The sequence below is a fragment of the Paenibacillus sp. USDA918EY genome (assembly GCF_009870825.1).
In the GTDB taxonomy this organism is placed as follows: domain Bacteria; phylum Bacillota; class Bacilli; order Paenibacillales; family Paenibacillaceae; genus Paenibacillus_AQ; species Paenibacillus_AQ albilobatus.
The window spans coordinates 138906-153193 of sequence record NZ_WTWY01000016.1; the positions used below are offsets into that span (position 1 = coordinate 138906).

Below are 14288 nucleotides of genomic sequence, written 5' to 3' on the forward strand. Positions count from 1 at the left end.
ATTCGACAAACGTAGTTTTATTATATTCATGCCGGTGCATTTTTGCAAACCCGCAACGAACCCATACCGAGAACCCTCTCCCCTGTCTGCCTTACACGAAAGCCGATGAAACCTGAACTTTAGTTTCACCGGCCTATGATGAAAGTTCCTGCATTTTACTGCAAAAATAAACCCGAGGTCTTACACGAGCTCCCGCTTCACGACATCGACGATTTGGTTCACGTATTGATCCAGTTGGTCCTTATCCGGACCTTCCGCCATGACCCGGATCAAGGATTCCGTGCCCGAAGGACGCACCAGCACGCGGCCGTTATCGCCGAGGATGCCCTCTACATCCTTAATGGCGGCTTCAATCGCGGCGTTGCCTTCATACTTGCTCTTGTCCTCCACGCGAACGTTGACGAGAACCTGCGGATATTTGCGCATCATCGTTCTAAGCTCGCTCAGCTTTTTGCCCGAACCCGCAACGATGTCCACGAGCTGAATTGCCGTTAGGATGCCATCTCCAGTCGTATTATAATCGAGGAAAATAACGTGGCCGGACTGCTCGCCGCCCAGGTTATATCCGCCTTTGCGCATCTCTTCCATGACGTAACGGTCGCCGACGGCTGTCTTCGCCGTATTCAGCCCCAGCTTCTCGGTTGCTTTGTAGAATCCGATGTTGCTCATAACCGTCGACACGATCGTGCCCTTGTTCAGCTTGCCTTGTTTGTTCAAAGCGTCCCCGCAAATGCACAAAATAAAGTCGCCGTCGACTTCCTCGCCGTCGTTATCGATGGCGATAAGACGGTCCGCATCCCCGTCAAAGGCGAGCCCGAGATCGGCTTTGGTCTCAAGGACCTTCTCCCTAAGCTGTTCCGGATGCGTCGAGCCGCAATGATCATTAATGTTCAATCCGTTTGGCTCCGCGCCGAGTTTAATGACTTCGGCCCCCAAATCTTCAAACAGCTTCGGCGCCAGTTCATAAGCAGCTCCGTTCGCGCAGTCCAGGACGATTTTCATGCCTTTGAAGCTATGGCTGATCGTGGATTTCAAATATTCCAAATATTGATATTTCGATTCATTGTCGACAATGACATTGCCGAGGTCTTTTCCGATCGGACGCGGCAGCTCGTCGGTTTCGGCATCCATCAACGCTTCGATTTTCAGTTCCGTTTCATCGGAAAGCTTAAAGCCGTCGCCGCCAAAAAATTTAATGCCGTTGTCCTGCACCGGGTTATGCGAAGCGGAAATCATAACGCCCGCATCGGCTTTGAGCAGTCTCGTAATATAGGCGACTGCTGGCGTGGTCACGACGCCCAGGCGCACGACATGCGCACCGATCGAAAGCAATCCCGCCACAAGGGCAGATTCGAGCATAACGCCGGATACGCGTGTATCCATGCCGATGACAACCGTCGGTTTTTCTACGTCTCCCGTCAGCACATATCCGCCGCAGCGGCCGATGCTGTATGCCATTTCAGCTGTAAGTTCTTTGTTTGCGACACCGCGTACGCCGTCAGTTCCAAAATATTTCCCCATATTCCTTCTCCTTTTCGAATTTACGCTTCTTGTGCAAAATTATAAATCCAATTCAATCATTCTAGAAAGTCGCATTTCATTGGCTGTACAAAAACCTGTTTCTCTCCCATCCCGATCCATCACGCGGTTTCTGATCCAAATCTATATCTTTAGTTCATTTCGCTTATCATGGATTGTTATCGGTTTCTCCCGTTTCATTGGTGCTGCCGTTCTGCTGTTCCGTGGAGGAATCTTGCGTTCCGGTTCCCCCGGTTTCGGTGTTTGTCGGCTTTCCGGTATTGTTCTCCTGGCCTTTGTCGTCTCCTCCGGAATTCGGATGAGTAACGGTAGGCGTCGATTCGTCTTTAATCTCAACCGTTGCGGTCAGGGGAGTTCCCGGATCCGCACGGGAAATATACCGCGGGAGAATGACCTGCAGCGTTACTTCGTGAACGCCGGGGCTTAGACCGTCGATGCTCGCGATGAGCTGGATGTCGTCTTTGGTCAAGCTGTTCAGCGGGCCCGGAGCGCCGGTCAGCGCCAGCGACATCGTTTTGCTGGACGGGTTGATAATGTCCGCTGTAAGTCCGCTTTGATTATCTTTTTTGATGGTGATCGGGATAGCGTCTATTACTCGCTGCGAATGGGAAACCGTCGTAATTTCCACCTGCAGGGAGCTAGGCTCGATTTTCTCAAAACCGGGAGGCGGCGTCAAGTCCACAGGAAGTACTATAGTTCCGGCTCCCGTAATTTGGCTTAAATCCACACTGATATTGCTGTAGGACTTTACTCCTGACAGTTCATCCTGCGGACCGTACAGCTTTACCTTGGTGACGCTAGGCTGGGCTTTGGAGATCACCAGTCCATCCGGGAGCTTGCCGGTGTACTGCAATTCGATCGGTACCTCTTTATATGGCGGCGAGATCACGATCTCCGCGGTAACCGACGACGGTTCAAGCACGGCACCTTCAATTTCCTTTCCCTGCTTGTCGTAGGCGGCGAGCTTCACCCGCTTCTCTTTCATCGTGCTGTCCTCGCCATCGATCGAGATGGTGCCCTGCACCTTCGCAACTTCACGCAGCTCGCTTTCCGGCAGGGTTACTTTGACCGTTGCCGGCTGCGGCGTAATTTTGCCGAGGATATACCCTTCCGCAGGCGTGCCTTTGGTCATGATCGTAACCGGGAACGTCGCCGTGTTTCTTTCCTCGATATTGACGGTCACCGAGGCCGGCTGAATGTTAACGAGCTCCAGTCCTTTCGGAAGATCTACGCTTAGAGGCAGCGTGCTGGTCCCGACTTTGGCATGCGTCAAGTCCAGTTTGATCTTGTACTCATCCGAAAAGGCGGATAATAAATCCATCTTTTTTCCTTTGATTTCGATTCGAACCCGATCCGTATCCATCGCGCTCAAAATGTATTTTTTCTCGTCCAGTCCAAAAGGCTGAACTTTGACGTTTTCAATGATTCTTGTATCGATTTTCGCAGTGGGCGTCGGGGTGTCGTTGTTCCAATGAACCATGCTCCACAGCAGCACACTGACCGCAAGAGCCAACACTTTGGCGAAATTGTTGTTGTTGATCCATTTATTCATGTTTATCAGTCCCCTTCCGGCGCCAGAACAGCGGACGTTTATCTTTAGGGGTTGAATTCGGACGGAGCTCCTCGTACAGCTTCGAAATCAGGGACTCCTCTTTAATGTCGCGTACGACTTGTCCATTGATCGCAAGCGAAATTTGGCCCGTTTCCTCGGAAACGACGACCGAAACCGCGTCCCCGACCTCGCTGATTCCGATCGCCGCCCGGTGCCGGGTACCCAGCTCCTTGCTGATAAAAGGATTCTCCGATAGCGGAAGGTAACACGCGGCTGCTGCAATCTGATTGTTTTGCACAATGACGGCTCCGTCATGAAGGGGCGTATTCGGGATAAATATGTTGATGAGCAGCTGCGAGCTGACCATGGACTGCATCGGAATACCCGATTCGGTATATTCGTTAAGTCCCGTCTGCCGCTCAAAAACGATTAACGCGCCTATTTTTCTACGGGCTAAATAATTTACGGCTTTAATGACTTCCCCGATCAGCTTGTTAAGCTCCTCGTCTTCCGCCGAAGAACGGCCGAATATCTTGCCCCGGCCGAGCTGTTCGAGCGCTCTGCGCAGCTCCGGCTGGAAAATGATAAAAATCGCGAAGATGCCGAAATTAAATATTTGATTCATCAGCCATCGCAACGTATACAGATCGAACCATGTGCTTAAAGCCCATATAATCACGAGTACCAGGATCCCCTTCAACAGCTGAACGGCCCTGGTACCTCTAACGAGCAGAATGACCTGGTAAATGATGTAGGTTACGATTGCGATATCTATAACATCTTTAATGGATTCTTTCCACGTCAGATCCGAAAAATAATTCATACTTAGGCCCCCGTACTACCCCTTGAATGTAAATTTGGGTCTCTATGTAATATAATTTCCCCTATATCTTCTAGGTTATAACGATCATCTGCATGTTGCAAGCGGCGCAGGCGGCATATTGGATAAACTTGCCGCGGATTCCAACAAAAAGGCGCCTTCTTTCTAGAAAGAGGCGCCGTCAAATGTTCAGTTCCAGCAAGGTTTTTAACGGTAGGCGACATCGGAAAACGCATTTGTAATTTTATACCACAGCCAATCCAAAGCCTGGTCAATATTTTTGACCTTTCCGGAAATATGCGCCGTAGAAGCTTGGTATAAAGATCCGTCAATGACCGTCAGATTTCCTTTTACTTCACCGTAGATTTTCGTTTTTCCGTTTTCCACCGTCAAATTACCTGCAATGCTTTTTCCTTCAGGGACGGTTACCGTATTCCCTTCAATCACAACCTGATCCAGATCATTGCCCTTGACCACCAGCTGGGTGTCCTGGTCCCAAAAGCTGACGGAACTAATGAACATCACGATCAGAAAGACCGCCGCCGCCGTAATGGCAGGATGTCTTCGAATCCATCCCAGCCAAGGCTGCTGCTTCTTTTCCTGAGGCAAAGCGCTCATAATCCGCTGGGTCAGCTCAAGAGGCGCAGACGGGGCGTGATGGGACAAGGAAAACATCAGCATATCCGTCTGCTCCAGCTCTTTAAACTGCATCCGACAGGCAGGGCAGGACAGCAAATGGGCCTTCAGCTCCATCTGCTGTTCCTTGGGCAAGTCGTCATCTAGATAGTCATGCATTAAAGAGACGGCCAAGTTGCATTCCATACGAGCCAATCCTTTCATTCAAGTAGATGTATTCTAACCCTTCCTCTGCTGGAAGGCATAAGACATGTTTAACTTGTAATACGCAGTGCCGTTTATAATGTTTCAACAAAAAAATAAAAATCACATTTTGGGCTCCAGTTTTTTGCGGAGGAATTCCCGGCCCCGATGCACCCTCGTTTTAATGGTCGTTACGGGCATCCCGAGCACGTCGCTGATCTCCTGCAAGGACAAATCCTGCAAATATCGAAGGATCATGACCGACTTATATTTGGCCGGCAGCGAGTCGATCGCCTGATAAATGATCTGCTGCGTTTCGGACAAAAGGGCTTCGCTTTCCGGCGTGCGGTTATCGCTTGGGATCATCGAATAACCGTCCATGCCCTCCTGATCGTTCATTTCCGCATCAAGGGAGTATGTCGGTTTTTTCTTCCGCAAACGGTCAATGCACAAATTGGTTGCGATCCGGTAAATCCAGGTCGAAAATTTCTGGTTCTGGTCATATCGGTCCAGGTTTCTGTATACGCGCAAGAAGGTCTCCTGAACAATGTCCTCCGCCTCATGGCGGTTGTTCAGCATCCTATAGGCCAAATGGTATATTTTATCCTTGTAAAGCTCCACAATTTCGGCAAAAGCGCGCTGATCCCCTTTTAGGGCCAGCTTGGTTAACCTATTTTCTATATTATCCACCAATGAATTCCCCCAGACTTGCTGATGGGTAACGAGCTTTTTTTCACATCAATCAAATCGTAATTCAACTCCATGCAAAATGCAAGACAACTTTGTAAAGATATACAAAGAGGTTTTTGCCCAACAAAAAAAGGAAAGCCGAGGTTCAACGAATTGAATCCCGGCTTTCCATGAATCAGTGGCGACAAATGCGCCTTGAAGCCTCATTCGGCGTTCAATCAGCCCGTATTTCGGAGACCGGCCGCGATGCCGTTGATCGTGAGAAGCACCTCGCGGAGCAGCTCGGCATCATCCTCGTCCTTTTCGCGGAGACCGCGAAGCTCGCTCAGCAGCTGCACTTGAAGATAACTGAGCGGGTCGACGTACGGATTGCGCAGGCGGATGGATTCCTGAATGACTGGAACGTTATCCAAAATTTCCTTTTGTCCGGTAATTTTCAGAATCAGGTCCGAAGTCAGCTTGAATTCTTCTTCAATCAACTTGAAGATCCGTTGGCGGGCCTCTTCGTTTTTGGACATGTTCGCGTACTCATGGGCGATGATCATGTCCGCTTTCGCGATGGCCATTTGCAGAGAATCGATCAGGGAAGTAAAGAACGAGAATTTCCCGTACATTTCCTGCATGATTTTCAGATTCTCTTCCTTGTTTTGATAAAAGCTTTGCAGCCCCGTACCCGCGGCATACCACGCCGGCAGGAGGAAGCGGCTTTGCGTCCAGGAAAATACCCAAGGGATCGCGCGCAAATCCTCGAAACGGTCGCTGTTTTTCCGTTTGGAAGGACGTGATCCGATATTGAGCTCGCCCACTTCCGGAAGCGGCGTGGATTCCTTAAAGAACTTCAGGAAGTCCGGATCGCGGAAAATGAGATCCTGGTACTTTTTGCGGGAGACTTCCGACATCTCCCTGACGATGTTGTCCCAGAAGGCTTCGCGTTCGTCGTCTTCCTGGGGAGAACGGTTGTTGATCGCCGCGGTGATCAAAGCCGAAGTCGCCTGCTCCAAACTGCGGTAGGCAATGCCTTTCAGGGAGTAGCGGGACGAAATGACCTCGCCCTGCTCCGTAATTTTGATGCCGCCGCCGATCGTGGATGCCGGTTGCGCCAAGATGGACCGGTTCAGCGGCATACCGCCGCGACCCAGCGCACCTCCGCGTCCATGGAAGAACTTCAGCTTGATTCCCGCCTCATTGGCAACCGCCGTAAGTTCCTTCAAAGCTACGCGCAGCTCATAGTTCGCAGTGACGGCTCCTCCGTCCTTATTGCTGTCGGAATAACCAAGCATGATCTCCTGCAAATCGTTTCTTGCCGCGATGCTTTGACGGTAGATCGGCAAATGAAACAACCGCTTCATAATTTCCGGCGCCGCATGCAGATCCTCGATCGTTTCAAACAGCGGCACGGCCTGCAGCGTGCAGTGCACGGTGCCGTCGCCGTTTACGCGGAACAATCCGACCTCTTTCGCAAACACCATCACTTCCATAATATCGCTGGCTCCCTCGGCCATGCTGATCAGGTAGCTTGTGATGCACTGCTTGCCGTATTCTTGCTGGGCTTTGTAAACCGTGCGGAATACGTCGAGGCATTCTTTCGTGCTTGCGCTGTATTGATGATAGTTCGAGGTAATCGGTCTCGGCTCGCTGAGCAGCTGGGCCAAAAGCTTTATTTTTTCCTCTTCGGAAAGTTTGGAATAGTCTGGCGTTACATTAATTTGAGCCAAAATTTCCTTCATCGCATTTTCATGCTCTTGGCTGTGCTGGCGGATGTCCAGCGCGGCCGTGTGGAAACCAAACAGCTCAACCTGACGTATCAGTTTTTGAATATACGTATCTGCAACGTAGTCTGCGTAGTGGAAACGCAAGCTGCGGTCGATGATTTTCAAATCCTCGATAAAATCAAGCGGGGTACCGTATGCCTGCGGAGTTTCCTTTTTGCTGTCATCCAGCACGTTGCTGATTTTCTCCATCATATAAACGAGCTTGATCCGATAAGGCTCTTTTTCGTTGTGCCAAACGGTTCGTCTCGTGATTTCGACTTGCTCGCGGTCATCGGCAATCGACTTCAGAAGCTCGCCCGACACATCCACGATCGAAGTGCTGAAGCTCAAATACTGCATGTACTCGCTCAAAATCCGCTGATACTCGCGAATGGCCAGCTTACGCTGCAAGCGCAAGGTCTCCCACGTAATCTCGGCCGTTACGGAAGGATTTCCGTCGCGGTCGCCGCCGATCCAGGAGCCGAAACGCAGGTACGTAGGCACATGCCAGTTGTGGCCCGGGTAGTATTTGTTCAAGCAGCGTTCCAGCTCCTGATACACTTCAGGCAGCACATGGAACAGCGTTTCGTGGAAATAATACATCCCGTTTCTGACTTCGTCCAAAACCGTCGGTTTGCCGGCTCTAAGCTCATCCGTTTGCCAAAGCGTGATGACTTCGTTCAGCAGCTTTTCACGGAGCTGTTCCCGTTCACGGAAGGTAAGAGTCGGATTATCCAGCAGCATGACATCCTCCGAAATCCGTTTATGAATATCGAGAATGGCTCTGCGCATCGCTTCCGTAGGATGGGCGGTCATTACCAGTTCAAGCGAAAGGCTTTCAATGATCTCCTGTACTTCCTCGTACGTGAACTGCCGGTCTTTCAGATCCTGAACCGCGCTTTCAATGGAACCGGGCTGCACGGTCTCCCCTGCCGAACGTTCATAATCGCGCTTGCGCCGGATTCGATGATTTTGCTCCGCAATGTTAACCAATTGGAAATAGATCGCAAAGGCTCGGATAACCTGATGACGGATGTCCGGTTCGAGCGTTTTGATGATTTGTTTGAAATCTTCGTACAATTCAGGCAAAAACACAGAGCGTAATGACTTGCTGGTCTCGCGAATCTTCTCTACAATATCCAGAAGCTCGTTGCCGCCTTGATGGACAAGCACTTCGCCGAGTATGTTTCCCAAGAAACGTACATCACGCCGCAGTAGATTGTTCGAATTGCTTTTGTTTGCGGTTACCGTAAGTTCAGTCATGCTACTCCTCCCATTCCATCCCGTTTGTATTGCTATCTCTTTGCTATGCTTTCTAAACATCATACAACAAAACCCATCGAAAATCTGCACTTTTCTGCGATAAAGCAAAAATTTATTATGTAAATTCTTTAAAGCCGTCCTGTATTTATATACAGCGGACGATTGTAGATACCAAGCTTGCAGGATTGAATAATATGAGGTCCCGTTTTGAGTATTGTAAATAACCATTCCGCTTTTTGATTTTTTATTCAGTTAGCTTTTATGACATCCAAAACATTCCTGATAGGGCAGCAACAACTGCTAACTCTATAAGCATGTAATGAAGTACCCAAATTCATCGGATTTGAAACAATAACACAATAGCAGCGTTTATTTCGAAGAAATGGGTGGGAATGGACGGCGACGTAAGAAACATCCGAGTGCCATAGAGGTAGGTATGGAGCGGGTGACGGGAATACTCAACATCCCGTGTGAAATGCGAGCCTTCGGCCGCCATAGAGGTGGATGTTGACGCGCGTCCTGTTCGGGTTCACCCAAAGGAAGCATGCACGAACGGTCGTCCCCACACGCGTGGGTTCCCTTCCCCGTTGGCTTCCATATAACAAAAAAAAACGCCCTCGGCGTTGTTTATTTTGAAATTTATATGGAGCGGGTGATGGGAATCGAACCCACGCTACCAGCTTGGAAGGCTGGTACCGCCCCTAGTCTGTGGTGGTCAATTTAGGCATAAAACCTTATAGATTAACGGTTTTTCGATTTTCTCCTTAGTCTGTGGTGGTCAAACATTAATCAAGTTTAGAAAAAAGTTTGCCCCTTTTTTGCCCCTTTTGCTTAAAGGGGGCAAAAACACAAAGGAGGAATATCGTTTGAAATTCGAAGACCTTAAACCAGGATTACCGGTGCGAATTGCTGATGATCATAGTAGTGGATTTGGTGGCCGTGGCGGTATCGTGTTGGATGCCGGAACGTTCCAGCTCGTTTCCGGCGAATATCGAAAAGGCGCGCTCGTCGATATATACGAAGCAAGGTTGGTCATTGAGGCGGCGGACCTGGAGATCGTGGAGCTTCCCCCTCCGGATCCGGGCTGGGAAGAGTTTAATATATAATAGAAGAGAAAATCTCCGCCGGCATAAAGCCAGCGGAGATTTTTATATGCTTGCGGAAATGATGTCCTCAAATTTAATCCAATCCCAATCATCATCGTAACGTAATTTTATTTCCTTCGTAAACATGTTGATCACGGTGACAAATCCGGTCGCATGCTTATCCTCGTATGGATCGTATAGCTGGAGCGTAACAGGAACATGTTGGTTAAATGAATCCTGTAATGCCTGCCCAATCTGTTGCCACTCCTGTTCATCAATTATCGGCTTCGGCCTCGGGTCCTTGCGGATCATGTATCGGTTGTATGCTTCGCGATGCTCCGGCAGCATCATCCGGGATGATTCAAACAGGCCATTGCCTTCAAGTTTCACAGACATATAGCAAACCTCCAGCAGATATCGATTTGCTCTCATTATATACGAACATACGTTCCTTTTCAATTACAAAAAAAAGGATCCACCAGCGCATAGCCAGTAGATCCTTTTTACCGATGCTTTCGGATTTGATTATATTATATCCTAATTAATGGAATTAGCCAAGCTGTCTTGTTCGATTTGCTTCAGGCGGGCTTCCAAGTCTTTGATATCCTGTTTATTGCCGGCGATCAGCATCAGCAGGTTTGTCCGCAGCCGGTTAAGAATTACTGCTCCCTCTTCACGCGTCATCGTATCCCCCGGCCGCGTCCCATCGACATATCCGTTCTTCGTCATTGTGTCCCAAGCTTCGGCCGCCCAGGCGCTTACCTTGGTGATATCTTTTGGCACCTTGATTTCCTCCTTACCCTTTTTGCAATACTTGGCCTTTAACTGCTCGACCGTCCCGTCAAACTCATTGAGATCGACGGGACCGGAAATACCAGCAACCTTTCGCCCGCCGCCTGAAAGCTCCCCGCCAAGCGTGCCGTCGCTGTACTGCCAAAACTCCCAGCGCTTCCATCCTGATGCATCCGCCGGCGCCTGGTTACTGTACCTTGCGATCCAAAGCGGATAATTCGTAAGACCGGAAAACCGGCCGATAAACGACGGATACGTGTAAACCATCGGCCTCCTTCCGGTCAGCCGCTCAACTTCTTCCAAGAAGGCCTTGGCTACCGCAGTGCAGCCCGCAGGCGTTAATCCGCCTTTGTTGCTCTCATAGTCCATGACAAACGGTAGGTCAAAGACCTCGGGCCCACCTGCCGCTTTGATGGCGTTGTAAAATATCTGAGCTGCATCACGGGCTTTGTCAGCTGTCGTCACCGAGTCGTCCACATAATGGTAGGCACCGATGAGCAGCCCTGCAGCCTTAGCGCCTCTAACGTTAGCCAAAAACTTATTGTCCATGCTGTTTTGCGTGGCTTTAACGAACACAAATGAAATGCCGGCAGCTGCCACCGCCTGCCAATCGATTACGCCTTGCCAATGCGATACATCGATACCCTGGGCGTTTCCCTTACTCCGATTTTGCATCGACACTTCCCCCTTTCCGATCCTCGGCCCGTTTCAGCTTCTTGTCCAATTCGGATTTTACCCACTCAATCAAAGCATTAAGAACCGGCAACGGCAGCCAGTCACCCCAACCTGCTCGGATACTGTTGGCCGTCATGGACTGCAGGACGTGGTAAATGAGGCCGAATGCCAGCGCCCCAAAGATGACACCCGGAAGGTTAAAGATAACGTCAAGCAAATGACCGCCAGCTGGAAGCAGAAGCATAAACACGGTCCGGATGACCCCATCGATACCGTATTTGCTGGCATACGAATTATCCTTTTTAGCGGCACGGGTGCCGGAGATCCAATCCATAACGATAAAAAACAAAAGAGCTGTCATAATCGCACCCACTGCATCACCGCCGCCATACAAAAATTCAAAAGCCGGGACCAGTATGGCCCCAGCTACGGAAATAACGTATTTATCCAAGCTTGATCAATCCTTTCTAGATTTAAATAGCCCCCGGATTACCCGAGGGCGAATTGATGAATAATTATTACGCTTTATAATCCTTACCTGTGATAACTTTAAACTCTGATGCTGTGATGACGTTAAATGATACGTAAAGCCGGAGTTGGACGTCTGACACCCATTTCTTTTCGTAATAGTAGGAAAGTCTTTCAAAGTCACTATTGAACATTTCCATCGCCTCCTGCTAAAATTTTTAACTCCAGGGCTGCCAACATCTGACCAAGTGCCTTGTTTTGCTGGTATAAATCAAGAATAGCTATATCCTTTTTAACCAACTCGCCACCAATAACGGTACTCTGTTTTTTTAGGTCGAGCGTAGCCAAGTCTTGCTTGACCTGTTCGGAGCCAATTGTACCGACGTCCTCAAGGCGATCATCTGCTTTTCGCGCAACCTGATCCAGCTCCGAAGCTATATCGGCGACTCCCTCTTTCATTGCGGCCAGATCCGCCCCGATCCGGTCCAACTCGCTCGGCTCCGCAGGCTTGTGCATCTCCTCGATTTCTTCCGGCGTTAAGCCTTCGCTCCAATAATCCAAGGGATTAACCGGCTTGTCCTCTTCCCGCGCTTCCCAAGCGACGAGCTCAAACTTTGGAAGATACAATCCCGGCACGACCGGCACGCCGACGATATACCCGGCAATCTCCTGCTCAGGTTCGTCTTCCGGCTGCTCCGGCGCTGACTCCATCGGATCAGGTTCCGGAGGATCGGCATAAAAAGGGACGACACCGGAAAAGGTATCGTCCACAAGCGCGTCCTCAATGTAGAGGCCGTCTGTATTTACTTTAGGTACTGCTTTCATAGGTTACCTCCCTTAATCCAAAATGATTTCAGTAAAGATGCTTACAACACTAGCACCTACCGTTATAATTCCTGTACCGTCCGAAGATAGTCTCAGAGTCGCAACAACGTCAGTTGTTCCATTCCAGGATTGAATGGGCTTTAGGATATCAACTGTAGGTCTGTAGCCTATGCCTAGCTTAAACACTGGCGCCCCAATTACCCCATCTTTTAGTATCATTTGAAGTTCGAGTTTGTTTCCGTTTTTCCTGTACTTAACAACACCATTAGCTACCCACCCATTAAGCAAAGTAGGCGTAATCCATCCAGGTGCATCCTTTTCCGCCTTCTTCATTTCGGCCACGCTGACACGTTGCAGCGCCTCTTGCACCCCCGTCATCAGATCTGTAAGCTGCGCCTTTTCATTTGCAGCCAGGCTACCGGTGATCGGTACGACAGGTGATTTGTCGAGTTTAATATAGGTAACGCTGTAGGATGCTGACTGTTCATAATCTGCATTTTTAATAATTGCCCGAACATTCCCATAAGCATCAGAGTTATTAAAATACCAGTCTGAATCATTCCTGTTGTTTTTATAAACGTTAGTTATTTGCAAAGCTTTATTTTTCAACCGCGAAGCTTCAAATCCTGATAAACCGACATTTATTTGGTGCTGATCATATGGATCTGCTACTGGATTCGCTCGTTCCCGTACCACAATCCCTGTTCCAACCTCGATTTGATTGTCGCCCTCAGCAAGCGTTAAGCAACCCTCGGACGTAACCGGCTCGACTGTAGGAGATGCGAGTTTATATAAGAGGTTATACGGAATCCAATCTGGGGCTGGTGAGGTGGGCAATATGGATGTCCAGTTTGCCGCCCCGCCTGATTTGACAGTTCCCCATGATTTCTCCCCACTGCCATTGTATGGATCAAGAGAGTTCCATTGACGCATTCTCCACCCCATAAAATATGCCTTAATCTCATCGGGTGTCGGTGTGTAGTTGTCGCCCCATCCACTGTCAGCGTTTCGGATATTAATGTAAGTCCCCCCGTCACTATAAACATAAAAAGAATCAGGGGATTCTGTTGACCCCAATTTAGTTAGCGGAGTTCCATCGTACTTAACAGCCATTTGTGACTCAGGCACGTAGCCCAAAACACCTGTATTAACTGCACGCACAACCTTTGTGCTAGACGGCTTTACGGAGTCAAAAATGTAATCAAACTTTCCATTAAGTACAACCTTCTTCCATTTTGCCAATTTGAAATACTGCCCCTCACGTTCAAACAATTCGTCCGGCTCGCTGCCATCAGTCGGATTAGCGTGCAGCTCCGTTTGAAATGCTAGCAATGAATTCTTCTGAGGCTTGAACGGCTTCGGAGTCGAGCCAATTGTAAGCATGGGCTTTGAAACAATTTGAGTCTTATATGCTGTATTGTCATTAATAACCTCCATTACAACATACATCTGCATAAACCGAGCATTAGATGGAACTGTATATGTTCCTTTGTATTTTCGGGTGTCTATTCCTTCGCCAGCAAGTCTATTTCCATCCGCATCAAGCCAGTAAAAAAATAATGCATCCGGAATGTTCGAAGGGTTCTTGGTTATATCGGCATTCAAAGAGTATGTTTGCCCAGGGATAACAGGAATATTGACTGTGGTGTTCGCATGATTATCAGCATCCTTGGAATATTGCTCAATCACGTAGGGCTCAAGAAATTTGTAATATGCTCCACCGAGAGCTACATTGTACCACTCATAAAACGGAGGCAACAAGTTTCCGCTAACCCGCGTCACATATGGATTCTCGACACCGATTATCCCGATCCGTCCCTGCCCGTTAATTTCCGATTTACCCTTAATGGCCCCAAGCTTAAACCGTGCATCACGTTTGGCCGTTACGAGCTGTACGCCGGGCTGCAGCGTGAGCGTTTCGGATTCGGCGGAGTCAAGCCGATCTTCCAGCGCCGTGATAGCCGCGCTATGCTCGTCCAGCAGCTCGCCGTGGGCGACGATTTCCGCAA

The 14288-nt window shown here is 49.2% G+C and carries 12 protein-coding genes and 1 pseudogene; 1 reads left to right on the forward strand and 12 read right to left on the reverse strand.

Annotated elements, in window-relative coordinates; all coding sequences use genetic code 11:
- Positions 1-180: 180 nt before the first annotated feature.
- The 6 genes from glmM to ppc form a co-directional block, all read right to left on the reverse strand.
- Positions 181-1521, reverse strand: coding sequence for a phosphoglucosamine mutase (gene glmM, locus GQY55_RS24805; protein ID WP_160044596.1), 1341 nt, complete (start codon positions 1519-1521; stop codon positions 181-183).
- 166 nt (positions 1522-1687) lie between these two features.
- The gene (locus GQY55_RS24810) at positions 1688-3091 is read right to left on the reverse strand and encodes a CdaR family protein (protein WP_160044597.1); all 1404 of its coding nucleotides are present in this window, start codon (positions 3089-3091) and stop codon (positions 1688-1690) included.
- Positions 3084-3914 carry a diadenylate cyclase CdaA gene (gene cdaA, locus GQY55_RS24815; protein WP_160044598.1) on the reverse strand — a complete coding sequence of 277 codons (831 nt, stop codon included), beginning with the start codon at positions 3912-3914 and terminating at the stop codon, positions 3084-3086. Before cdaA ends, GQY55_RS24810 begins: the two co-directional genes overlap by 8 nt.
- Before the next feature lie 204 nt (positions 3915-4118).
- Positions 4119-4733, reverse strand: a complete 615-nt coding sequence (locus GQY55_RS24820) for a zf-HC2 domain-containing protein (protein ID WP_160044599.1) — start codon at positions 4731-4733, stop codon at positions 4119-4121.
- A gap of 120 nt (positions 4734-4853) precedes the next feature.
- A complete protein-coding gene (sigW, locus tag GQY55_RS24825) occupies positions 4854-5420 on the reverse strand; it encodes an RNA polymerase sigma factor SigW (protein WP_160044600.1) in 567 nt (188 codons plus the stop codon).
- 218 nt (positions 5421-5638) lie between these two features.
- Positions 5639-8434 (reverse strand): phosphoenolpyruvate carboxylase, encoded by a 2796-nt coding sequence (gene ppc, locus GQY55_RS24830; RefSeq protein ID WP_160044601.1) that lies wholly within the window; start codon positions 8432-8434, stop codon positions 5639-5641.
- Between the two features lie 866 nt (positions 8435-9300).
- On the opposite strand from ppc, the gene GQY55_RS24835 reads away from it, so the two are divergent.
- Entirely contained in the window at positions 9301-9540 is a 240-nt protein-coding gene (locus GQY55_RS24835; protein ID WP_160044602.1) for a hypothetical protein, read from the forward strand.
- 42 nt (positions 9541-9582) lie between these two features.
- On the opposite strand, the gene GQY55_RS24840 is transcribed toward GQY55_RS24835, so the two are convergent.
- From GQY55_RS24840 to GQY55_RS24865, 6 genes and pseudogenes are all read right to left on the reverse strand, one after another.
- Positions 9583-9915: a YolD-like family protein gene (locus GQY55_RS24840; RefSeq protein ID WP_160044603.1), complete on the reverse strand. Its 333-nt coding sequence runs from the start codon at positions 9913-9915 to the stop codon at positions 9583-9585.
- A 141-nt stretch (positions 9916-10056) separates the two neighbouring features.
- A complete protein-coding gene (locus tag GQY55_RS24845) occupies positions 10057-10986 on the reverse strand; it encodes a glycoside hydrolase family 25 protein (protein ID WP_160044604.1) in 930 nt (309 codons plus the stop codon).
- Positions 10970-11437, reverse strand: coding sequence for a phage holin family protein (locus GQY55_RS24850; protein ID WP_160044605.1), 468 nt, complete (start codon positions 11435-11437; stop codon positions 10970-10972). The genes GQY55_RS24845 and GQY55_RS24850 overlap by 17 nt, the downstream gene beginning before the upstream one ends.
- 67 nt (positions 11438-11504) lie before the next feature.
- Positions 11505-11654: an XkdX family protein gene (locus tag GQY55_RS24855; protein WP_306434076.1), complete on the reverse strand. Its 150-nt coding sequence runs from the start codon at positions 11652-11654 to the stop codon at positions 11505-11507.
- The gene (locus GQY55_RS24860; RefSeq protein ID WP_201452224.1) at positions 11638-12279 is read right to left on the reverse strand and encodes a hypothetical protein; all 642 of its coding nucleotides are present in this window, start codon (positions 12277-12279) and stop codon (positions 11638-11640) included. The genes GQY55_RS24855 and GQY55_RS24860 overlap by 17 nt, the downstream gene beginning before the upstream one ends.
- A gap of 12 nt (positions 12280-12291) precedes the next feature.
- Positions 12292-14288: pseudogene (locus GQY55_RS24865) on the reverse strand (hypothetical protein); the annotation flags it as partial.